Source organism: Microvirga sp. 2MCAF38 (assembly GCF_052115485.1).
GTDB lineage: Bacteria > Pseudomonadota > Alphaproteobacteria > Rhizobiales > Beijerinckiaceae > Microvirga.
Genome location: NZ_JBFRGU010000003.1, coordinates 405,008 through 427,163, shown reverse-complemented (window position 1 = coordinate 427,163; position 22,156 = coordinate 405,008). Strand labels below are relative to the sequence as shown.

The following is a 22,156-nucleotide window of genomic DNA, read 5'->3' as shown; positions in this document are numbered from 1 at the left end:
TGCTGAAAATGCTCTAGGCGCATGACAGATCAAACATTATGGTGCGCGCCAAATCCGCACTTCAGGCAAAACCCCATTTCAGGGCACCAACATGGCCGACAAAGGTACTCCTCACTTCCACAACGACCCCGGCGTCTCCACGATTCACATCGGAGCGAAGGAGTTCATGTGCATCGGAGCGACCCCGCCGCTCGACCACCCTCATATCTTCCTCGACATGGGATCCGATGACGAGATCATCTGTTCCTATTGCTCGACTCTTTACAAATACGACCCGTCCCTGAAGTCGAACGAGGCACGCCCGGCGGAATGCGTCTGGGAGGAAGACCTCACCGAGACGACCGCGCGCTGACGTGACCGGCTTGTCCTTCGCCGTCGTCGGCGCCGGAATTGGCGGCCTGACGACGGCTCTCGCGCTCGCCCGTCAGGGTCACACGGTGACACTGATCGAGCGTCGCACAGGTTTCAGCGAAGTCGGTGCGGGCCTGCAACTCTCCCCCAACGCCAGCCGCATCCTGATCGGCCTCGGCCTCGGTCACGCACTCCAACGCGTCGTGGGTGAGCCTGAGCGGGTCGTGGTGCGCGCCCTCCGCACGTCCAAAACCATCGGCGAAGTGGCGCTCGGCCCTTTCATGAGAGAGCGCTTCGGCGCGCCCTATTGGGTGGTACATCGTGCCGATCTGCAGACCCTGCTACTCGATGCCGTCCGCTCCGAGCCAACGATCCGGCTCATCATGGGCCGCAAGGTCGAGAACATCGAGAACGGACCGGAGCGCACCGAACTCACGCTTGCCACCGAAAACGGCCACCGCGAAACCCTGACGGCCGACGCGGTGATCGGCGCGGATGGCGTGTGGTCGAAGGTCCGGCAGGCTCTCGGTACGCGTCCCCTGCCCTCCTTCCGAAGCGCGGTGGCGTGGCGGGCGACGCTTGAGCGCGGACAGGTGCCCGCTGAACTCGCACGAAACGAAACCGGCCTGTGGCTTGGCCCCAAGGGGCATGTGGTTCACTATCCCATCGCGAATGGCCGCCTGCTCAACATCGTCGCTATCGAACGGCGCAAAGAGCCTGTCGAGGGCTGGTCGGCCCCAGGAGACAGCAAGACTCTGCTCGACCACTACGCCCACGTCGCTCCCGTTCTCAACCAGCTTCTCGCCAAGGTCGATAAGTGGCTCCTGTGGTCGCTCTTCGATCTTCCGGCGGAAAGCATGGCGCAAAACCGCATCGCCCTGATCGGGGACGCCGCGCATCCAGTGCTGCCGTTCCTCGCCCAAGGCGCCGCGCTCGCCATCGAGGATGCTGCGACCCTTGCCGCGCTGATGCCGGACGATCCCGCAAAGATCCGCCAAGCCTTCGCCACCTATGAAAGCCTGCGCGTCGGTCGCGCCCGGCGTGTTCAGGACGAGGCGCGCACAAACGGTCGAATCTATCACGCCGGAGCTATCGTCGCGTTTGGGCGCGACCGCGTCATGCAGCGTCTCGGCCCGCAAGGAATGACCGAGCGCTATTCCTGGCTCTACGATTTCAAGATCGCACACTGACTTCTCGGGCGAGCGACTTGCGCTCCTCCACGCAGCCCGCTAACCGTCACCTCAGTAGAGCATTTCCTACTCCGAGCGGGAAAATCGATCCCTCCCGACTCCACAACGCGGACGTGGCGAAACTGGTAGACGCAAGGGACTTAAAATCCCTCGGGCTATGCCCGTGCGGGTTCGACCCCCGCCGTCCGCACCATGCCTAAGCCCCTGCACTTCAGGGGCTTTTTCTTCTGCCACATATATGCCAAGTGGCATATATCATGTCGTTTCTTGCCACCATGTGGCGAAATCAGTGCCAATTTGGTGGCGATCTGCCATATAAGAGTTCCTGGAATGTTTGCCTGAAGCCTCACCAGCCACTCCTAGTTCGAACAATCGAGGAACCGTGATCACTTCAGGATTTTACATCCCAAGCCGCCCAATCTCTTGCCGCCGGTTCGTCAAAACATGATCGACATTGTGCCCCCTGCCACTCGCAGCCGGATGATGAGCGCTATTCGAGGGCGCAACACAAAACCGGAGCTTGTCGTGAGGCGCTTGTTGCGGGAGCTTGGTATAGGGTACCGACTCCACGTAAGGGACCTGCCTGGGCGTCCTGATATTGTCATGAAAGGCCGAAAGAAGATCATCGAGGTGCGGGGCTGTTTCTGGCATCGACATCCTGGATGTCGTTTCGCCTACATGCCCAAAAGCAGAATCGATTTCTGGGAGCGGAAGTTCGCCTCGAATGTCGAGCGTGACAGGCGCAATGACATGGCCCTTCAAAACAGTGGATGGGATGTCCTGACCATCTGGGAGTGCGAAACAGCAGACGCTAAGGTGCTCCGACAGCGTGTAGAAGGATTTCTTCGAGTGGGTGGACAGTAGCGTGCGACAGGTCAAGGGCAACATCATTGCGCAGAAGCTGGCAAGACTGATGTCTGGCGGCCAGCCGCGCGTCCTGGACCTATTCGCCGGATGCGGTGGTATCTCGCTAGGGTTTCAGGCTGCCGGGTTCCGAATTGATGCTGCGGTCGAAATCGATGAGATCGCGGCTCGTACCCATGCCATGAACTTCCATAAGGGGCTTGCTTCGGATGCATTCGAGCGGCACGCCAAGCCGCGCGATATCACCGCTATGGAGCCAGAGGAAATCACCGCTGAGCTTGGCCTCGGTCCTGTAGATGAAGCGTTCGACGTGATCGTCGGAGGTCCTCCATGCCAAGCGTATGCTCGTGTTGGCCGGGCCAAACTCCGGGATGTGGCCGACCATCCATCTGCCTTCAAGGTAGACCCGCGCGGAAATCTCTACCTTCGGTATATCCACTATGTGAAGGCTACGAAGCCTCTTGCCATCCTTGTTGAGAATGTCCCTGACGTTCTCAACTATGGAGGCCATAATGTCATGGGTGAGATTGCCGAAGTCCTGACAGACCTCGGCTATGTTGCCCGCTATAGCCTGATCAACACGGCCTTTCATGGCGTGCCACAGATGCGCGACCGGGTTTTTCTGATGGCTGTCCATAAGGACCTCGGGACCTCAATCGAGTTCCCCAAGGCTTCACGCCACATGACCCTACCGCCTGGATACAACGGAACCCGGTCGGTAGCACTGAAACTTGTAGACCTTTTTGCTGAAGGCCACTTCGTGGAAGCAGATCACGGGAACCCTGACATGGATGCCCCCGTGACTTGCGAGGAAGCTCTTGGCGACCTTCCTCCGATCACACTCCACCTGGAAGGCAAGTTGCGTCGTGGCGCACGCCGCTTCGACCAACCGGTGCCGTATCCCTCGCGAAAGAAACTGCCGGAATATGCGCGACGGATGCGCAATTGGCGAGATTTCGAAGCTCCGGAGGATGGGCTCAGGGACCATGTAATTCGCTACCTGCCAAGAGATGCGGCAATCTTCCGGGAGATGCCCAATGGTGCCGAATACCCAATCGCACACGTGACCGCAGTACGACTCTGGGAACAACACATCCGCTCTCTGGAGAAATCAGGAAAGCGAGTCTCTGGTGCGGAGAAGCAGCGGCTCTATAGAGCGATGGTGCCTCCCTATCCTGTAGGGAGTTTCCCGAACCGTTGGTGGAAACTTCGACCGGACTTCCCCTCACGCACTCTCCTGGCTCACATTGGCAAGGACACGTACTCGCATATCCACTATGACAGCAAGCAGGCACGTGTAATCAGCGTTCGGGAGGCTGCAAGGCTTCAGAGCTTCCCAGATGGGTTTGTCTTCTGCGGCACTATGAACCCAGCCTACAGGCAAATCGGAAATGCCGTTCCTCCATTGATGGCAGAGCGGCTCGCCGCTCAGATCAAGATTGCGCTGGACAGAGCAATTTCGGGGCGCATGCTTGCTGGTACGGTAGTCGCAGCGGAGTGATTACTCTTCCTCATCATCGGGGATGCTGATGGTAACCGGCGGGGACCAGTCGCCAATGCGTTCAGGGGCGATACTGTAGCTATCGGGAGTGATCCCATTTCCCAGACCGGCAACAGCAGACAGTATGGTCCTGGCAAATTCCCGGATGTCCCTGGCTATACGTAAGGAAGCCGTTCCGTTCGACAGCCCATATACCCTATAAAGATCAGTCCTTGGCGCTGCCGGATCGGCGGCACTTTCGATCTCGGCATGAGAAATGTGCAAGGGATGATCGAAACCTTTTCCGGTAGATTTGACTTCCAATCTTGTCAGCGTTCCATCAGTTTCCTCGGCATCGAAATCCCAGGCATTGACAGCATTGGATTCAGATATCCACGTCGAAGAGTTGAGTTTCCCGTTCTTGACCTGCTCGCGCAGCCACGCGTCCATCAGAACCTCGCCAGCCCGGCCAATTGCCTCAGCCCGCGCCCGAGCCTCCTGAAGCGCTTCTGCCGACATCCTCCTAGGCGATCCACGGGAGCGGAGGCGACGCTGACCTTCTGCTGATCCTAGGGCAGCCTCTTCGAGGGCATCGTCCAGATCGCTATCGAGAAGCTCGCGTATGGGATGGTCGAGAGCCGAAGCGGCCACTACCGAAGCAAGAATCTCAGCGTCGATCACGTCCATCTTGCGGTTTCCAAGATGGTTCATAAGCGCGGAATAGATAGATGCGTCGTCTGCGTTGGTATGGGATACCAAGACAAGTGACATCCCTGTGGGGATTCCATCTCCTTCAAGTCCGAACAGGGCGAGGTCGCCCGGTTTCAGATCATGGTAGCGGGTTGGATCGAATTCTGGGTCCGGGACCAGTTCGCCGTTCAAGCGCCAGTTCTTCCCGCCCCCTCCTGCGGATATGACCTTACGGGTCAACACCTGGGGCTGCCGCCTCAATCCCGGTCCATAGATTGCGACCGGGAGGTTGAATCGCCGCTTCTCGCCATTACCCCTCGCAAGGGGGAAAATCATGTCCACGAAGACATCAGCGTTGAGGTTTATGGCCTTTTGTTTGCTGCCCTGTTCACCGATGGCCCGAGCCTCGTTCTGAAAGCGCCGAAACTGGTACTCAAAGAACGTCAGATCGGACATCGTCAGTTTCTTGACCGCGAATTGCACGTGTAAACCTCTTTAAGGGTGGGACCTCTAGCTTTCCGGGTAAGGCTGACCTTGAGCCTGCGAGGCCGCATTCAAGCAGCTTCCCGCGTTCGTCCGCCACACCGTAACCGATTCCCCGTTAACCCACCTCACACCACTACCCCCCATTTGCCAACCCTGAGCGCATTCAATGGGCTTTCGGTGCCTATCTCGCGAAGAGCATCCGTCGCTTTTTTGTGTATTTCCTTCATCTTGTTATCAGCATCCACGATTCTTCCGAAGTCCAGGCAGGTTTTCACAATCCTCTTCAGATCGGAGCCTTTCGTGGCTTTGAACATCTGCTTGAACTCCTCGATAGAAAGCGACGCGATCAGGTCGATATCCTTGGGGTCCCAACCCCGATTCCGCCCGATGGCGATCAGGATGGCCCTAGGGTCACGTTCATCGACGAAAGATGTGATCTTTTCCTGAAACGCTTGTCGTACGTCTGGATCGTCTAGCTCGGCATCAAGGAGTGCATCATCATTAAGGTCGAAGAAATCTATCTCCTCGACGCGCTTGGCTACATAGAGACCCAGCATATCCAACGCCTTATCTCGGCATCCCAGCTTTTTCAGGACCTTCACTGTTGAATTGAGATTGCGCGGCGTGAGAAATGGAATCGCATTCTGAAAATTTGCTTCCAGCGCGGAAACGAATTCATCCCGATTGTCATCGAAAGAACCATGATAAAGCTCCCAAGCACTTTCAAAGGCTTGATGGGCCTCACGGCTGCTGCTCTGCTTCTCCAGGTCGCTGGCGGCTAGCTTTAGCTTGTCCTCATCAAAGTAGCCACGCTGCACTCCTTCCAGGAGCGCTAAATCGAGTTCATCCAGATGAGAAAAATTATACCCGTCCAGTAGAGCGCTCCACCGTCGCTCCTCCTCGGGTTGTTCGGGTCTCTCTCGGCCTTGGTTCAGGAGGTCCTGTTTCCGGCTTTTCAGAAATTCGATGGAAGGTTCTCCGGTGAGATCACCTAGGACAAGAAGGGGCACTGTCTTGGCTACCTGCTTCAGCACTTCTTCGTGAAACCCGGCGATCAGGGGGTCAACCTCCTGCATAAATCGGTTGATCTTGCGAAGGACCCGTATGTTGTCGATGCCAAGATCAATACAGCTTTGATTGAGCAGGTCGGAGTAGCGCACCTCCTTTTTGAGGGCAATTCCAGCAGCTTCGACGGGTGTTGGTGCAAAATCGACGGATCGGTCGATGACCTTGTCATGATGTCTGCGAAATGCCTTCCGTTCCTCATCTTTAAGCTCGTCTTCATTCAGGATGATAATAATCTTGCAGTTCCTCTGCTCCTTGAATTGAGAGATGAGGCCCATAATATCATCCGGCCTGAGCTTGCTTCCTCGCCGCTCGAAGTCATCGATACATATGATAGTATTCGAAATGCTAAGCGCTCCCAGAGCCTGAATGCCGCCAGACAAGTTCTTGAGTGCCGGGATTTTTTCCAGGATTCCGGAGTGTTTCTTCAGGAATGTCTCGGTGCTCGCTGGGGCACCAATCTCGTCCCGAGGAATTGAATTCTCGAATGTGGCAGTTCGCACCTGATCGAGCGTTTCGAGCCCGAACAGGGACACATAGGCGTAGGTTTCGATAGCAATAGCACCATCCTTCTTTGCTTCCTTGAGAACTCTGTTCCAGGTGAAGGTTTTGCCTACGCCCCAGCGCCCCCGCAAAGCGAGAACCTCCGGTGTCGAAGTGGCGAGAAAGCGGAGAAGTTCTTTCTTGGCAGCTACAACAGACAAAGTATGCCTCCAGCATCTTGAAGGGAGCATGCGGTATGCGCTGACAGCATCCACAAGTCAGGCCCGACTAACCTGCGGATGAAGAAACGCGATTTTCGCCCTGAAAGCGACCTCGGCGCACTGGTTATCAACTTCTGATAGGCCGCCTGGGGAAAAGTCAGTTTCTTCAGGACGGCACTCAGGTGTGGCATCAAAGCCACGTTTCAGCGCGGAAACTGAGTTTAGCAGCTATCAGGCTTGGCACTGCTGTATGCTGAAGGGGCGATACTGAAGCCCGAAGCCCAGCGTAGCAGCAATTCCAGCGGACTGGCTAACGTATTGAAAAAGAGACACAAAATTCGAGCAACGAAATCAATCAGGCTCATTGGTTTCGTCTGAGATCGAAAGTCACAAAGTTAGTTTCTGTGTGACATGAGCTTCACGAAACTAACTTTCCCGCTCCAAAGCGATCAGCGCCCCTGCGCCAGAATCTGAGCCACCCGCATACTCTCATCTAGCCGACCAGCAACTTCTGCGATCTCTCCACGCAGGCTCTGTGGCATCCGCATTGCGACTTCATCAAGCCGCTCTTTCAGCCGCTTCATAACCCGCAGTCCACCACGCGTGCCAAGACTGTCACGAAAAATGGCAGCAGAGAGATAGCCTACCTCCTTGTCGAGTAGATTTCGTGAAAACTCACGTCGGCTACAAACCAAGCCAAGCTCTCGTAGTTTTCTATAAGATTCGTCTAAATTTATTGCGATCATATAACACAAACTCGTACAATAAATAGCATATCCAAAACCCTTTTATTGCACATCAATACCTAGCATTATGAACAAATTTGACTCTTTTCACTACGCAAATACATTAGCAGTCCAACGCCTTCTCAGTCGATATTTATCGCCTCAACCAGCAGATTTCGGGGAGAGAAGCCCTGATAACAATTGGCATATCAATGACTTAGCCGTGGATGCAGTGAGGATCGGAAATCGCTCAGGTGTACCGGAAAACTGTTCGTCTTGGCGTGTCACGATCTCATCTTCTGACTGGACTGTGGTTATCCGAGCCGTATGGGCAGCCGATGGCACGTTGCACCAGCCGTTGGCGACATACTGTAAAATCGAACACTACAGCCCGGATACACTTGAGACGCGGCAGAGTCTCAACGAATGGCTTCATCGCGTTGCATGGTGAATTGCCATGCAAATTGGAGCCTTCCGGGAGGCTGCGACAGCAGGCATCCTGACAATGTCGCGCGCTCCGTGGGAGCGAGTACGTTTCATAACTCTGATTATGGCCTGCCGCGTCGTCAAACTTCATGACGATCCCGCTCTGGAAATCATCAGTATCATTGAGGACCTGCGGAGAGATTTGCGAGCCTGTGCGCAGAGATCGGGCTTCCTCAAACGAGGAACGCGATGGTGCGGAACCGTCGAGATCGATCTCGTTCACTGGAAGCTTCTGGGCAGCGACACAAAACAGGACCTCGTCGGCACCCTCGCCGGAGTAGACCCTCGAACTCTTACGCACGATGAGCGGGTAATCGTGATTCACACGCATTTTGTCGTGGACTGCCGGGGACACTTAAGCCCCGAGCACTTCGTCCGCGACATGCGAGAACAATGGCCTGGGCCACGTCGAGTGCGCTCAGACCTGATCTGGCGCGAGGGTACGGTCGCAGAGAATCTTGAGCGTATAGCAGGCTACTGCACAAAGTTGCGATTTCAGCACTCTCAGGCTTGGGAGGGTAAACGAACGAAGTTCTTCGCCACTTATGGACTTGAGTGGAAAGCATGGATGCAGCGGCTGATCGGCAGAATTGGGCTGCAAAACATGCTCGTATCATCAGTCGTTTCGCGTGCTGCCCGGTGTCCCTTACAAAACGCCGAAACCCTTTCCACGCAAGACGTTGAGCCAGTCGAGAGTAGATTGCAGTTAAAGGCTTTAGATCAGACAGAGAAAAGCTTCATAGACATTGAAAGAGATATTACAAATGAGAATAGAGCAGCTTACAAACGCTTCTACCACTCTGAAGAACCTGGAGAGCTTGATTGCCTCACTGCGGCTCCTGATCCAGAAGATGAAAGAGGACCGGCTGCTCGAAGCCTCAGCCAACAAGCCCCTGACGCCGGAACAATCGCAAAAACGAGCGGAGAAAATCCGCAAGCAGCAAGACCGCATCCGAGACATTCAGACTTCCGCGTCTCAACGGATAATGGATATCCGCGCGCAGATCAGTCGAGCATGAGTGCAATTCTGAACCTGCTCAGTTCCTACCCTGAGAGGGACTTACTGATAGATATACCCCTGGCTGGGCTTTCGCTGGCCCTTATAACACCACTTTCATGGTTAAGGGGGGATGACAGCCAGAAGCCCTTTACGGCCAATGCCAACGAACTTCTGGACTGGTGTGCTGAACACGGCGTGAAACTTGATCATCACGCTGTTGGCTCTAAGCATTATTGCGTCATCTGTCCTCGCGACGACACAGAGCGAATGATGCTCATGTTGGCTTGGCTCTAACCGCGCCCCAGGCCAGCATAAAAAGCACCTCGTCACTCAGATGCTCGAACTCCACCGAGGCGTCCTCTCGTATAGTAAAGCTTCCGGCGAGCATGGCTTCGTTTAGCCAAGCAGCTACAGCAGGTAATGTAGCTGGCGGCAGCGCAAAACGGTTGCTGTCGATCTGTTCTTCGTTCGAGAGCATCACGCTCCTGCCTCCTCTTTGAGGGTTCGATAGACACTGGCTCTTCCAATCTGAAGCCGCCTAGCAATCGCAGAGGCCCCAAGGCCCTGATTCCGAAGTTCACGCACTTTGACAGGGTCGATAGAGGCCGGTCTGCCCTTATAAATTCCCTTGACTTTCGCGGCCTCAATGCCCCGGCGCTGTCTGGCCTTCAGAAAATACTTTTCAAGGGAACCCACAAGGCCAAAGAGCGTCAGCATCATCTCAGCCATGATGTCAGTGCCATCAAAGATGATTGCTGGATCAACGATGCGGAGTACCGCACCTTTCTCGACAACGCGCTTGGCGACCGTGAGAAGATCGCCCGTATCTCTGGCAACTCGGTCTGGGTGCAGGGCCAGCAAGGTATCCCCTTTTTCCAGGAGACGGATAGCGGCTTCCAGTTGATCCCGGCCATCGAGCTTAGACCCATTGCCGGTTTCCGAAAAAACCACCACCGCTCCATGCTGCTCCAAGGCCGCCTTTTGGGAGGCGACATCCTGCCCATCACTTGAACTAATTCGACCGTACCCAAGAACCTTGCCCACGATCCCTCCATCTGTCTCGTTTAGGTTTAGACCGTTCCCTTCTACCGTCTCATAAATCACAATTCAATCCAAATAAGACACTCAAGCTGTCTCATGATGGTGGATCGTCAGGCTTTACCCAAGCAAGACAGCTAGAGCGGACATGCTACGAAGCGGCCTGTTTCAATCAGTTCTTTCTTCCAGGTAGAAATTCGAATCTAAGCTCAACCGCTTTAAACCTCATTTTCACCCTCATCCGCAGTTGACAGTTAAAGTTAGTTTAAACTAGGAAAGAACCTGCCATCCAGAGAGGGCTAAAAATGGCTGATTGGATTAAAGATGATGATATCCGACTGGCAGTTGTGCGGCTGCTAGAGGAGAAGGGATACACGGTCACCAACACGGCTTCCGGATCAGGGGTACCAAGATATTCCCGAGTGATAGTCGAGAAAGGCCGTGAGAAGCTGGCTTGCGCGATCAAAACAACTACAGGAGGGAGAATCTCCTTCACACGCGCCCCAGATGGCTCGTATTTTGTACTGAGTGATGCTGACCGCGTAATCCATGCCTGCCGGAGTCAAGATGAACCGTCGAAGGTGCGGATTTCAATGTTCGACAAATCAACAGTCTTGGACGCGTTTGAGGCGAACCATAAGGCGAAGGTCGAGCGAGGCAGAGAGCATATACCATCCTGGGTGAACCCTGAATATGAAGACGGATGGCGGCTAACCGGCTCCGGGTTCCAGGAAAAAGCTCTATGGTCCGAGACTGTCGAAGTAAGCGGCAGCAAAGCGGCTAACTCCGCAACTTCTACATCATCTGCTGCTTTGGCAGAGCCAAGCCACGAGCCTGGGATCATGGAACGGGTGAAAGCCATGCTCGCGGAGCACATGGGAGTTCAGCCGGAACTGATTGAGATCGATGTGCGTGTGAAGCTCTAATCGAATTGGCTATCCTGGCCCAGTCATCGCTAGAATGATTGGGCCATGCTAATCAGTGGGTGCTGGCTGGGCGGAACCGCACTCTCTCGGCCCATAAATAAGGGCATGTCCCATCAGAAGCTTGCTTTCCTGACGATCTGCTTTGGAGCCGAGGCTGGTATGCTCCGGCTCCAGGCACGCTCCTTCAGCAAGTTTGTTGATCCAGACTGTGTTGGATCGATACATCTCGTAATTGATCGCGGAAGTACCACGGAATTCATCCGGTACGTTTCCGAGCAGGTCCTTCCTGAGTTCGGCCATCTAGCTCATCTAGTTTCAATCCATGCATTCGAGGAAACGGCTCCAACCCACTCCTCTGATGTCGGGCTAGATGGCTGGCGACGACAACAAGCCTTGAAACTGGTAGCATTTCACAAAATCAGTGAGCCCTACACGGTCGTTCTTGATGGAAAGAACCACTTCATCCGCTCTGTCAGGTTCAGAGACTTCGTCTGTGAGGATAGCCGCCCCATTATGTCCCACGATGTTAGTCGCGGCCTGGAAGCGGAGTTTTCCAACAGCCTGCGCTACTTCGAGGTAAATCCAGCCTCCTACCGCCCTCAGCCCTTCGCGACGACACCATTTGTTTTTCCAACACATGCCGTAACGGCAACACTTGACGAAATTGAGCGCCGAGAGAATCTCTCTGCATACGAATGGTTTCTAACCCGTCCTGCTTCAGAGCGGGTTACGGAACTCTACTTGTTGGTGGGCTACAGTCTTTCACAATGCTCTCAATTAGAGGAGCACTTCCATTTGGATTGGAGCATTGCCAATGGGTGGTGGCCTAGCGATATCCGCGATCCATCCATTTCCCTTGAATGGTTGTTGTCTGACTTGCGCTCACTTCCGCGCTTTAAGCTGTCAAGCATACACCATCGCGCCATTCCCGAACTTACAACGGGTCAGATCGGCGCAGTTGGAAGTTTCTGGTGCGATATGAACCTGATCCAGGAGAGGTCTGAAGCCGAGGATTTCCTGCTGGATAAGCGTTAACTACCCGATTTGTCCGCAAGCTTTCGAATATCGGTCAGATTGATCCTGAATGCCGGTTGTTCCAGAGACCCTCTCTCGGTCCAGGAATCTTCGTCAAAGCCCTTCTTGGAGGACTCGCGAAACAGTGCATCGAACTCAACGATGTCTCCGAGGCTGAGTTCCGCCAGTTTGTTGTAGACCAGCGTGCCCGATTTCAGGCTCGAACTGCCAGCGGCTCTGTACGTGATGTTCATACCTGCGTAGTCGGAGACGAGTTCGACATCGGCTTTGCCCCCGCCTTGGTCGGTGGAGATTTTAGCCACACGCGCAATCCACTTGTTAGCAGTTAGGCTCTGTTGCTTGGCGAAGTTGATCGTCCACTCATTAGCGGCATTCCAAACTGCCGATTTTTTGATCTCGTTTACTGCTGTTACGTATTGCTGGGCGAAGTCGGCTCTCTTAGTCTCGAACTCTCTCTGCGAACTTCCATACGCATTTTGAAAAGCATTGGCCTTGGATGGCGCACCTCCAGGTACAGGAGCCAGAGCGGTTGCGGGAGCTTTGGTGGTGGAGCGATCTCCGATCCCAATGAGCCGGATAGGCTTGAGAAGCCAGTGATCGCGTTCCGCTTGCGTCAGGTTGCTCATGTTGAGGATGATGAAACCGAATGCAAACAGCATCAGGATACCCCCGGACAACACTTCACTGAGCCCGGAATTTCTCTGCCAGAGAACGATCACGATACCGACGATGCTGACTTGAGCGATAAAGACGATCCAGAAGCTGCTCACGAAGCCTGCCCTAAGCCTAATGTGAATCAATGTTGCGATTAAACTATGTAGTATATAACATGGTGTCAATTCTGACCCTGAGCTTCGTTCCTGCGCATGGATATCCAGCGCGCTGTAGGACGAAACGTCAGAAAGTACCGCCTCGCTGCCAAGCTCTCGCAGGAAGAGCTTGTCAAGAAATTGAAGGATGGCGCACCAGACGAGTGGTTCGATCAGGCGTATATCAGTCGCCTAGAGAACGGCTCATGGAACGTGACGATTAAGACGCTGTGGCATGTTTCCAAGGCACTAGGTGTGACAGTCAGTCAGCTTGTTGAAGAAACTTGAGATACTGCGCCGTACGCCCTGTGACTTGACGCATAGCAAGGATTCTTTCGTGACCGAATACGTCAGCGTTGCAGCGTCAGAGTTCTGCAAGAATTTTGAGACTTATCAGCAGCATGCCAATTCTGGCAAAGTCATTCAAGTGACGAGTGATGGTCAAACAATTGGAGCCTATCTGTCAGCACGAGACTTGGAGCACTACAAGCGCCTGACGCTACGAGAGCGCCAAGTCTATAAAGCCGGTGAACTCCCCAATGACATTGTCGAAGCCATTGAGCAGGCCAAATATGGAGCTTTGCCAACCTGATATGAAAGAGACCGGCGGCTAACTTATATTTTACCGGCGCTTCAAAAAGGCTTTCCTCAGAGAGCGTCGCGATTTCAGTAGTAGGTACTCTGCTCTCACCTACATATCTGTTTTACATCCACATCAACTTTCAGTGCCCCATCACCAATCTCTCAGGCTTGACTCTATCTATGCCAATTGGCATATATTTGGAGACGAAGGAGATTGTCCGCAATGCCCACTGAACGATTTGCTCCGATGGAGGCAGAAAGCCTGTTGTCCGGCCTGCTGGCTCTCAATGCCGAGGTCGGCCCGAGAGTCTCTCTCGGTTCCCTGATCACCTTTCTTACTATCGCAACAGATTACGGAACGCTTGGCGTTACAGCGGACGAGCTTGCACGTCAGATCGGCGTTTCACAGCCAGGAATGCACCGCATCCTCGGCGATCTTGGAATGAAGAATCGCTACGGCGAACAAGGTCTCGGCCTGATTGATGCCGTTCCTGACCCTAACGAGCCACGCAGAATGCTCTGGTTTCTCACTGAACGGGGTAAACACCGCGTCGCGCAACTCCTTTCTCCGATCTTTGGCACGGTCGATCAGTACCCTGGGAGAACTGCGCGAGATGCAGCAGCAACTCTGGAGAAAGAGGCTCGATTACGGAACGAGCAGCCACGCCCGGTAAAGCGCCGCACGAAGGCGCAATAATCAGACAAGTTCCCTGTAAACTCGTTTCAAGGCCACAGAAGAAGGAGTTGGAATGGCCCGATCATATAAACAGAAAAACCAAATCAATGTCTCCTGGCACGTGAAACCCCGTGGATCGTCATATCAGACTACGGTTTTCTGGACCCCTACCCCAGGCAACAGCCGCCGAGACCGGCGTAACTTCCCTACGGAACTGGAGGCGAAGCGTTGGGGGCTCGATTCCGAAGAGCGCATCAAGCAGGGCCTGGAGCCGGAGAAGAGTGACCGGGCCGTCAGTGATGGAAAGCCCCGCACTGTCCAGGAAATGGCCGATTACGTTTATGAGCACTACTGGAAAAAGCAGAGTGGTGGCGAAAAGCAGTACTCCAACGCTAAGGAGGTCACGACGATCATTGGCCCCACAAAACAACTCTCCAAGATCGACCTGTTCACGATCAATAAGGTGAAGAAGGCACTTGAAGACAAAGGAAACATGGGGTCCACCCTCAACCGGAAGCTCTCCACTCTCCGGCGGTGCCTCAACGTGGCTGTGGACCTCCAGATCATCCCTAGCCGTCCGAGGTGGGACAAGGAGAAGGAATCGGAGGGACGAATTGCCCGTATTTCTAAATCGCTGGAGGCACGAATGCTCAATTGGTGTGAACGCATGGGCCTTGAAGACATCGGAGATTTCATTCTGTGGAGCATCCATGTGGGCTCCCGGAATGAGGAAAGCCTTCGCATAGAAATTCGTGACATCGATCTTGAGACTGGTGTCGCCCTCTTTCCAGGCCCGATTACCAAAAGCCGGAAATCCCGCCCGGTACCGCTGGTACAGCCCGTGCTCGACATGGTGAAGCGTCGGATCGAGGAAGGCTTGGGTCCGAAGGACAGGCTTTTTGGGAATCTGACGAAGCGCAAATTCGACGTGCAGTGGGCAAAGATGCGAGAGCATTTCGACCTGGAGGACGATTCAGACTTCGTTCCTCATGCGATGCGCCATGAGTTCTGTTCGCGGATGGCCGAGCGTGGCGCATCAGCCTCCTACATCATGAAGGTGTCAGGCCATAAGACCCTGGCTGTGTGTCAGCGTTACGTTCATCTGTTTGGGAAAGAGTCGGATCAGATGGTCCGCAAGTTCATGCAGGACGCTGAGCCTGTGTCGAATGTTGTGGCAATGGACAAAGCCTTGGCGCGCAAGGACTCCCGCCCGGCGTAAGGGGATCAATCTCCTAAGAAGGGAATGTGACAAAAGCAGTGGCGTTCTGTTGCCACAACGTAAGTGATTTATACCAAATGGCATTCTTTAATATATTGTATTCAAATACTTAGCGGAGACCACAGGTTCTAAGAAAGGGACTTAAAATCCCTCGGGCTATGCCCGTGCGGGTTCGACCCCCGCCGTCCGCACCATCATTCCATCATCTTGAAGCTCGATGGCTCCCCTATAGAGTGTCTTCACGCCGGAAGCGCTGCTGCAGGGAATAGTTCGTTCCCTTTGCACAGTGCTAGTTTGGATGAACTGGAGAAACACGCGATGGAAGCAGGCGCGAAGCCGATGGAGCCGGTTCTCGTCGAAACGGACGCACCGCCAGCAAGCGCTTACGAGGCCTTGCTGGCGCCTCTTCGCCGCTTCACCGTCGAGTCGGTCGGCGTGCTGGACAACCACGACTTCGCCATCCTGATTCCGGATCCGAAGACGGGCGAGCCCATTGGCGGCCTCTGGGCGCAGTCGCGGTGGGGCGGCTTTCACATCGAGATGCTGATTGTCCCGGCGAGTTTGCGCGGCCAAGGCGTTGGCTCGCGCCTGATGAATGCAGCCGAAACAGCAGCTCGACGCCAGAATTGCCACCATATCTGGCTGGAGACCTACAACTTCCAAGCGCGCCCGTTCTATGAGCGATTTGGCTTTCAAGTGTTCGGACAGATCGAGGGCCCCGCGCCGATCTACCCTCGGTTCTTCATGAAGAAGGTGCTGGATTGAGAGCGCCCCGTCGAGCGCGCCGATTAGGTCGTGAATTCATAAAAGGCGGGTGGTCGCGATGTTCGAATGGCAACGGGTCCTTTTGCTGAGACCAAATTTCGGCTCAGAAACCTTGCTTCAGCAAGCGCTACCGCGAGCGCGACCTAATCGAGCGCTTTTTCTCGAATCTGAAGCACTTCCGCACGTCGCTACCCGCTACGACAAGCTCGCCGCCAACTTCCTCGCCATGATCCAGCTCGCCTCGATGCGGCTGTGGCTCCGAGCTTATGAGTCTACGGTCTAGATGAACAAGACGTGGAGGCAGACTTGCGCAGCATGCGACATAGCCTGCTATTCCTTTTCCGTATTACCCTGGGAACAATCTCCCTGTCCTCGCGCTTCTGAAGGCAGCTTCGTGACCGTGGGAGGTTTAGATGCTCAGATATGGTTTAATGGCAGCTCTGATCGCGGGCGCAGCCTTGAGCGCTCAGCCAGCTTTCGCTCAGGCGAGGATCGGGGAAACCGGCAAGGGAAAGACGCTTGTCGATGGCAGGGGGATGACCCTTTACACCTACGATCGAGACACGCCCGGCAAGTCCAGTTGCACCGGAATGTGCGCTCAAACCTGGCCGCCGCTCCCAGCTGCTGCCGATGCCAAGAATACGGGAAACTGGATGGTCATCCCTCGCGATGACGGCACGAGGCAGTGGGCCTACAAAGGCAGGCCGCTCTATGGCTGGATCAAGGACACAAAACCTGGTGACGTCACTGGCGATGGATACAATAACGTCTGGCATGTAGCGCAGCCTTAAGGCGCTCTGAAGAGAAGCCGGAAACATTAAGCGCCGACGCGGACATGGGCGCAGCGCTCGGAGTGCGGCATGGGCCGGTAGCTCCAGGTTTCAGGTCGTGTATTGCAAGGCGAGCAACGCGGCAGAATGTGACTGGCCCCGTTCGGTGTCCGTTAGAGCTTCAATCGACAATCCGCGCAAAAGAAAAACCCCGGTGTCGCCACCGGGGTTTTCTGTCCAAATCGGAGACCGATTAGAAGTCGCGCTGAACGCGGAGACGGCCTTCCCAAGAGCTGTCCGAACCGAACGACTGGTTGTTGACCAGCACGCGGCCACGGGGGTCGAGGCGGGCGTAGATGACTTCGAGACCGAAATCGAGACCTTCAACCGGCGTCCAGAAGCTGTTGGCACCGATGCGGTATTCGTTGAAGTCGTTGAGGCCCACGCGGAACCCATCGGACGTCACGCTCGAAGCGCTGGCGCCGTACTCGAAGCGAGCATACGAACCGAAGATCGCGGAGCGGATCTGCGGGGTCCAGAAGTGGCGGAAGCCACCGGCGATCGACCAGCCACGGCCACGGACGATGTTACCCGTAATCGGATTGATATAGCCGTCGACCAGGAACTGCGAGAGCGAACCGTCGGTGATGTCGTTCTGCGAGCCACCCGTGATGTAGCCGAGAGCGCCGTCAGCGTAGGCAGCGTTGAGCCACAGAGCATCGCCCGGAGCGAGCGACGGCAGGTTGATGCCGACGTTGGCCTGAACGGCGAAGCCCCACTCGTTGTCAGGAATGGTACCGAGAACGCCCGGTCCGAACACCGGCAGCACCGTGCCACCCACGACAGGATTGGTCAGGACGAGGCTGCGCATCTGGTGAGCGGCGGCCGAGATCTGAGCGGAACCCCAGGTGCCGGAGTACTTGACGTTGCCGACGATGTCCGGAGCGCGTGTTCCGGCGAAGAAGAGAGGCGCAGCGCCGAGCGTGGGAGAGAACACAAACCCGTTATCGCGACGCTCGAGATTGTCTTCGAGCGACAAGGTGGCCGAGAAGCCGTTGCCGAACGAGAAGGTGTAGGCCAACAGGTCGACGTCGGGCGAATCCGAGAAGCGGAGGGTGCCCATGTGCTCGGTCGGCAGATCGCCGTTGTCGAAGAAGGTCGTCACGCGACCGGCGGTCAGGCCACCGAACTGGATGAACGCCTCGTTAACGTCGGGCGAAGTGCCGATTACACCGGTGTTGCCGAACGGAGTGCCCGACGAACGGGTGATTTCGAAGCGGACCACCGAGCGGAGCAAGCCGTAAGCCGTCGCCGTACGGGCGTCGAGCTGGATACGACCGCGCGTACGGAAACCGAACGCATCGTCAGCACGGGTCAGGGGCTCGCCGAACAGATAGTCGGCGCGAACGCGACCGCTGACCTTCAAGCAGGTCTCCGTTCCCGGGATGTAGAAAAAGCCTGCGCCATGCGTAGAGCAGACCCGAACGTATTCCACCGGCGCTGCCTTCTTGGCAGGCAGGTCGGCAGCTTGAGCCCCAGCAACTGCGGCGAAGCCGACAGCCGATCCGAGGAGAAGACTCTTAGCGAGCTTCATGGAAGTCTCCACTATTAAAAACCTCAACGGAACCGTGAGTGGTGCCCGTCATGCAACCGTAACAATACTCAAGCGCGGCCGGTCGGCAATTCATCGCAAGGCCAAATTTTGCCTTTTCCCGGGGCACTGTGCCCAAAAAGAGACCATTCTGGGTTGAATCCGCAATTCCGATAAAGACTGTGGCAGAAAATCAACAATGCCTCTCCCAGGGAAGGGGGACGCAGCGCGTTGTTGCAAGAGAATCAGCGTTAATTCACGAAGAAATCCGGCGGACCGCTCCGGCAGGTATAGCCCACGAAGCATTGAGGCGTGTCTCGCGTCGGAACGTATGCCGGGTCCAGATACTCGTCGATCTCGCAAAAATCGCGATCCCGGACATAGCGATCGTAGGTGAACTGCCCGGTTCCAAGGACGATCGCCCCGCGGGCCATCACCATTTGTCTCGCCTGAGGGCAGGTCATGCTCGGCGTCATCGGTCGGGATTGGGCGGCAACACCAGATGTGAAAGCGAAGAAGGCCAGGGCGGCTGCGAGCTCTCTCATGTCCATTCCCCTTGGCAAAGTCCTGCCTGCCAACTCATATTGGTCAGGCCGGAAAGCCTTCAACGATACGCACGACCGTAACCAGTCTCACAGCATGGGCTGGAGACGCCGCGCCATCTCCACCGCAGCGGCATAATCCGTTTTGCCGGACCCGAGCACAGGGACGCCGGAAACGAGAATGGCTTTCGGGACCCACAACTCCGGATAGCCCTGCGCGCGGGCGTGGGCCAACAACGCGTCGCGGTCCGCGTCCGGCTTGTCCGTGATCAGAACGATCTGTTCGCCCTTTCGCGGGTCGGGCAAAGCAACGACCACGTGATTAAAGTCGGGCCACAAGGCCTGTACCAAACTCTCGACGGCGGCGAGCGAGATCATTTCTCCGCCGATCTTTGCGAAGCGTTTGGCGCGGCCGCGCACGGTCACGAGGCCGTCATCGACGGTGACGATGTCGCCGGTGTCATACCACCCTTCCGGCGGCGGCTCGACGGCGCCTGTGCCGTTGGGATCGAGATATCCCTTCATGATGTTGGGACCGCGCACTACGAGACGTCCGCCCTCATGAATGCCCTCGACCGGATCGAGACGCCACTCGATGCCCGGTAGAACCGGCCCAACGCTGCCCGCTCTGCTCCTATCCGGCAGGCTGACGGCGATGACCGGCGAACATTCCGTTGCGCCGTAGCCTTCGAGGATCGTAGTGCCATAACGGTCCCACAGACGGCGCGTCTCGTCCTTTACGCGCTCGGCCCCGGCGATGACGTAACGCACGCTCGCGAGATCGCTTCCCTCGGCAGCGCGGGCATAGCCCTGGAGGAAGGTATCGGTGGCAAGAACGATTGTCGCTTGTGTTCCCCCGATCAGCTTCGGGATCTGTCGATAATGAAGCGGGCTCGGATAGAGAACCGTCTTCATGCCGTTGAGAACAGGAGTCAGCAGACCGGCTGTCAGGCCGAACGAGTGAAAGATGGGGAGTGGGTTGAAAAAGACATCGTCCGGCTGCAGCACGTCGCCCGCATGCGCCTTCACCTGAAAGGCGTTGGCCACGAGATTGGCGTTCGACAGCACCACCGCCTTCGGCTTGCCCTCCGAACCGGAGGTGAAGAGCACAACGCCCGCATCGTCCGGCCCCACGCCTGCCTTTTTATGAACTGTGCGTGCGAAGACACTGCCGATGAGGCCGAGCACCTTGTCGAAGCTCGTGATCTCTTTTCGTACATCTTCAAGCCACAGGATCGTGCGCCCCTCGCTCAGCGAGGCGAGCACGTCATCGAGTTTGCCCTGCTCCACGAACCGGCGGGACGTGACGATGGCGCGGATATTCGCAATCTCGCAGGCCGCCGTCAGGTTCTTGAGCCCGGCCGTGAAATTGAGGAAAGCGGGCACGCGGCCGAACGCGTTCAATCCGAACAGCACGACAGCGATGCCCTGCACGTTGGGCAGAAGGACAGCAACTGTCTCGCGCGGCTGCGTCAGCCCCGCCAGCTTGCGGCCAAGCACCAGCGCGCCCAGCACCAAACGGCCGAAGCTGATCGGCTGACGTTCCAGATCTTCAAGCGCGATTTTGCTGCGGCCGAAACGATCCCGGGCCGTGACGAGAGCGCTGAAAAGGGTCGTGCGTGTGCGGGCGAGATCGAATGCGGCCATCTGACGATCCTTCGAAGATTCCTTTTTACCGCATGATCCGGGCGAACAACCGGTTTCCACTTGTTCTGATCATGCTCTACCCAGCCGCGCCTTCGGTAATCGGCGCCTGGTAGCTGAGGCCCATATCCCACGGGAAATAGATCCAGGTGTCCTGGCTGACTTCGGTGACGAAGGTCTCAACCATGGGTCGGCCGACAGGCTTTGCATATACCGTCGCAAAATGCGCGTTCGGCAACATGTCCCGCACCATCTTCGCGGTCTTGCCCGTGTCGGTGAGATCGTCGATCACGAGAACGCCCCGGCCCGAGCCATCGCCGATGGCCTTGATGGACGGCGCGATGTCTTTGAGGACGCGCAACTCACCCTGGTTCTTGTAGTCGTGATAGCTCGCGATGCAGACGCTCTCGATCAACCGGATATCGAGTTCGCGCGCCACGATGGCCGCCGGCACCAAGCCTCCGCGTGTGATGCAGACAATGGCCTCGAACGGACCGGCCGAAGCCAGGCGCCAGGCCAGCGCGCGGGCATCACGATGGAACTGATCCCAGGAGACGGGGAAGGCTTTCGGAGAGGAAGGAGACATCGCTTTTCTCGTGAGATGGAAGGACGATTAGAGAGGAACGCGGTCGGATTTGAGGCTCACCACCAGAGCGCGCACGGCCTCCGATGCTCTTGCAACAGCAGCGGGATCCTTACCGCGCACGACGATCTGGTTGTTGAAGCCTGTCGAAGTAAAAGACGGGTAGGAGCCGATGGAGACGTCCGCGTGCTCCTTGGCGACCAGCGCGAGCCCGTCTCCATAGGCTCCCTCCCCCAGCGAACCGGCCTCGATGGTCTCGACCACCATGCGCGCTCCGGTTCTCAGGGTCGGCGCAACGAGATCGAGCATGGCCTGCATGATGGAAGGAACGCCCGCCATGACGATGACATTGCCGATCCGAAACCCCGGGGCTTTCGAGATCGGGTTCAAGATCAAATCCGCGCCTTCAGGAATGCGCGCCATACGCAGGCGGGCCTCGGTCAGTTCGTGATCCTGATAACGCTCTTTCAGGAGCGCCACCGCGCGCGGATCGTGATCGATCGGCACGCCGAAGGCCCTGGCCACGCTGTCGGCCGTGATGTCGTCATGGGTCGGGCCGATGCCACCCGTGGTAAAGAGGTACGTGTAGCGCTGACGCAAAGCGTTCACGGCGGCGGCGATATCGCCCTCCACGTCCGCCACGACCCGCACCTCGCAAAGATCAATCCCGATCGCGGTCAGGTAGTCGGCGATGTAGCCGATATTCTTGTCCTTTGTCCGCCCGGAGAGAATCTCGTCTCCGATGACGAGAAGAGCGGCCGTGACTGAATCGGTCATGCGCAACGATCCTTTTCAAGGCGTTTAGCGCCTGAACGAAACTTCCTCAAGCAAGGATAATGACTCAAGTTTGGTCTGCGCTCTCCCCCTCTCCCTTGCGGGGAGGAGTGGAGGTGGGGGTTGAAAAGTCAGAGCGTTGCCTGTGATCCTGCAAGCAG

The 22,156-nt window shown here is 56.3% G+C and carries 24 protein-coding genes, 2 tRNA genes and 1 pseudogene; 16 read left to right on the top strand and 11 right to left on the bottom strand.

Annotation, left to right across the window (positions count from 1 at the left end; genetic code table 11):
* Positions 1 to 91: 91 nt before the first annotated feature.
* From AB4072_RS08820 to AB4072_RS08800, 5 genes are all read left to right on the top strand, one after another.
* Entirely contained in the window at positions 92 to 352 is a 261-nt protein-coding gene (locus tag AB4072_RS08820) for a zinc-finger domain-containing protein (protein ID WP_441967194.1), read from the top strand.
* A gap of 1 nt (position 353) precedes the next feature.
* Positions 354 to 1,541: an FAD-dependent oxidoreductase gene (locus AB4072_RS08815; protein ID WP_441967193.1), complete on the top strand. Its 1,188-nt coding sequence runs from the start codon at positions 354 to 356 to the stop codon at positions 1,539 to 1,541.
* 107 nt (positions 1,542 to 1,648) lie between these two features.
* Positions 1,649 to 1,734 (top strand) — tRNA-Leu (locus tag AB4072_RS08810).
* A gap of 251 nt (positions 1,735 to 1,985) precedes the next feature.
* Entirely contained in the window at positions 1,986 to 2,405 is a 420-nt protein-coding gene (locus AB4072_RS08805) for a very short patch repair endonuclease (protein WP_441967191.1), read from the top strand.
* 1 nt (position 2,406) lies between these two features.
* The gene (locus tag AB4072_RS08800; RefSeq protein ID WP_441967189.1) at positions 2,407 to 3,906 is read left to right on the top strand and encodes a DNA cytosine methyltransferase; all 1,500 of its coding nucleotides are present in this window, start codon (positions 2,407 to 2,409) and stop codon (positions 3,904 to 3,906) included.
* Here AB4072_RS08800 and AB4072_RS08795 read toward each other — a convergent pair whose 3' ends face one another.
* The 3 genes from AB4072_RS08795 to AB4072_RS08785 all read right to left on the bottom strand — a co-directional run bounded on the left by AB4072_RS08795 (position 3,907) and on the right by AB4072_RS08785 (position 7,576).
* Positions 3,907 to 5,058: a hypothetical protein gene (locus AB4072_RS08795; protein ID WP_441967187.1), complete on the bottom strand. Its 1,152-nt coding sequence runs from the start codon at positions 5,056 to 5,058 to the stop codon at positions 3,907 to 3,909.
* A gap of 128 nt (positions 5,059 to 5,186) precedes the next feature.
* A complete protein-coding gene (locus tag AB4072_RS08790) occupies positions 5,187 to 6,830 on the bottom strand; it encodes a hypothetical protein (RefSeq protein WP_441967185.1) in 1,644 nt (547 codons plus the stop codon).
* A 449-nt stretch (positions 6,831 to 7,279) separates the two neighbouring features.
* Positions 7,280 to 7,576 carry a hypothetical protein gene (locus AB4072_RS08785; RefSeq protein WP_441967183.1) on the bottom strand — a complete coding sequence of 99 codons (297 nt, stop codon included), beginning with the start codon at positions 7,574 to 7,576 and terminating at the stop codon, positions 7,280 to 7,282.
* Positions 7,577 to 8,012: 436 nt separating this feature from the next.
* Between AB4072_RS08785 and AB4072_RS08780 the strand changes: the two genes are divergently transcribed.
* On the top strand, positions 8,013 to 9,335 hold the full coding sequence (locus AB4072_RS08780) for a hypothetical protein (protein WP_441967181.1): 1,323 nt from the start codon (positions 8,013 to 8,015) through the stop codon (positions 9,333 to 9,335).
* Here AB4072_RS08780 and AB4072_RS08775 read toward each other — a convergent pair.
* Positions 9,316 to 9,522: a hypothetical protein gene (locus AB4072_RS08775; RefSeq protein WP_441967179.1), complete on the bottom strand. Its 207-nt coding sequence runs from the start codon at positions 9,520 to 9,522 to the stop codon at positions 9,316 to 9,318. The two genes, AB4072_RS08780 and AB4072_RS08775, sit on opposite strands and share 20 nt — an antisense overlap.
* The gene (locus AB4072_RS08770; RefSeq protein WP_441967177.1) at positions 9,519 to 10,085 is read right to left on the bottom strand and encodes a recombinase family protein; all 567 of its coding nucleotides are present in this window, start codon (positions 10,083 to 10,085) and stop codon (positions 9,519 to 9,521) included. Before AB4072_RS08770 ends, AB4072_RS08775 begins: the two co-directional genes overlap by 4 nt.
* Positions 10,086 to 10,384: 299 nt before the next feature.
* On the opposite strand from AB4072_RS08770, the gene AB4072_RS08765 reads away from it, so the two are divergent.
* Both AB4072_RS08765 and AB4072_RS08760 read left to right on the top strand, forming a co-directional pair.
* The gene (locus AB4072_RS08765; RefSeq protein ID WP_441967175.1) at positions 10,385 to 11,005 is read left to right on the top strand and encodes a hypothetical protein; all 621 of its coding nucleotides are present in this window, start codon (positions 10,385 to 10,387) and stop codon (positions 11,003 to 11,005) included.
* 105 nt (positions 11,006 to 11,110) lie between these two features.
* Positions 11,111 to 12,040, top strand: a complete 930-nt coding sequence (locus tag AB4072_RS08760) for a DUF6492 family protein (protein WP_441967173.1) — start codon at positions 11,111 to 11,113, stop codon at positions 12,038 to 12,040.
* Here the strand turns inward: AB4072_RS08760 and AB4072_RS08755 are convergent.
* Positions 12,037 to 12,810, bottom strand: coding sequence for a hypothetical protein (locus AB4072_RS08755; RefSeq protein ID WP_441967171.1), 774 nt, complete (start codon positions 12,808 to 12,810; stop codon positions 12,037 to 12,039). The two genes, AB4072_RS08760 and AB4072_RS08755, sit on opposite strands and share 4 nt — an antisense overlap.
* A gap of 96 nt (positions 12,811 to 12,906) precedes the next feature.
* On the opposite strand from AB4072_RS08755, the gene AB4072_RS08750 reads away from it, so the two are divergent.
* The 8 genes and pseudogenes from AB4072_RS08750 (at position 12,907) to AB4072_RS08715 (ending at position 16,882) form a co-directional block, all read left to right on the top strand.
* Entirely contained in the window at positions 12,907 to 13,137 is a 231-nt protein-coding gene (locus tag AB4072_RS08750; RefSeq protein WP_441967169.1) for a helix-turn-helix domain-containing protein, read from the top strand.
* Positions 13,138 to 13,186: 49 nt separating this feature from the next.
* Positions 13,187 to 13,441, top strand: a complete 255-nt coding sequence (locus tag AB4072_RS08745) for a hypothetical protein (RefSeq protein ID WP_441967168.1) — start codon at positions 13,187 to 13,189, stop codon at positions 13,439 to 13,441.
* A gap of 204 nt (positions 13,442 to 13,645) precedes the next feature.
* Complete coding sequence (locus AB4072_RS08740) at positions 13,646 to 14,128, top strand: hypothetical protein (RefSeq protein WP_441967167.1); 483 nt, start codon at positions 13,646 to 13,648, stop codon at positions 14,126 to 14,128.
* Between the two features lie 100 nt (positions 14,129 to 14,228).
* The gene (locus tag AB4072_RS08735; RefSeq protein WP_441967165.1) at positions 14,229 to 15,326 is read left to right on the top strand and encodes a site-specific integrase; all 1,098 of its coding nucleotides are present in this window, start codon (positions 14,229 to 14,231) and stop codon (positions 15,324 to 15,326) included.
* A gap of 112 nt (positions 15,327 to 15,438) precedes the next feature.
* A tRNA-OTHER gene (locus tag AB4072_RS08730) sits at positions 15,439 to 15,520 on the top strand.
* A gap of 124 nt (positions 15,521 to 15,644) precedes the next feature.
* Positions 15,645 to 16,091, top strand: coding sequence for a GNAT family N-acetyltransferase (locus AB4072_RS08725; RefSeq protein WP_441967163.1), 447 nt, complete (start codon positions 15,645 to 15,647; stop codon positions 16,089 to 16,091).
* 128 nt (positions 16,092 to 16,219) lie between these two features.
* Positions 16,220 to 16,374, top strand: a pseudogene (locus AB4072_RS08720) (IS5/IS1182 family transposase); the annotation flags it as partial.
* 148 nt (positions 16,375 to 16,522) lie between these two features.
* On the top strand, positions 16,523 to 16,882 hold the full coding sequence (locus AB4072_RS08715) for a COG4315 family predicted lipoprotein (RefSeq protein WP_441967161.1): 360 nt from the start codon (positions 16,523 to 16,525) through the stop codon (positions 16,880 to 16,882).
* 232 nt (positions 16,883 to 17,114) lie between these two features.
* On the opposite strand, the gene AB4072_RS08710 is transcribed toward AB4072_RS08715, so the two are convergent.
* From AB4072_RS08710 to AB4072_RS08690, 5 genes are all read right to left on the bottom strand, one after another.
* The gene (locus AB4072_RS08710) at positions 17,115 to 18,455 is read right to left on the bottom strand and encodes a porin (protein ID WP_441967159.1); all 1,341 of its coding nucleotides are present in this window, start codon (positions 18,453 to 18,455) and stop codon (positions 17,115 to 17,117) included.
* 248 nt (positions 18,456 to 18,703) lie between these two features.
* Complete coding sequence (locus AB4072_RS08705) at positions 18,704 to 18,997, bottom strand: hypothetical protein (RefSeq protein WP_441967158.1); 294 nt, start codon at positions 18,995 to 18,997, stop codon at positions 18,704 to 18,706.
* Between the two features lie 87 nt (positions 18,998 to 19,084).
* Positions 19,085 to 20,641: an AMP-binding protein gene (locus tag AB4072_RS08700; protein WP_441967156.1), complete on the bottom strand. Its 1,557-nt coding sequence runs from the start codon at positions 20,639 to 20,641 to the stop codon at positions 19,085 to 19,087.
* Positions 20,642 to 20,717: 76 nt separating this feature from the next.
* A complete protein-coding gene (gene gpt / locus AB4072_RS08695; protein WP_441967154.1) occupies positions 20,718 to 21,224 on the bottom strand; it encodes a xanthine phosphoribosyltransferase in 507 nt (168 codons plus the stop codon).
* A gap of 27 nt (positions 21,225 to 21,251) precedes the next feature.
* Positions 21,252 to 21,998, bottom strand: coding sequence for a competence/damage-inducible protein A (locus tag AB4072_RS08690; protein WP_441967153.1), 747 nt, complete (start codon positions 21,996 to 21,998; stop codon positions 21,252 to 21,254).
* Positions 21,999 to 22,156: the final 158 nt, after the last annotated feature.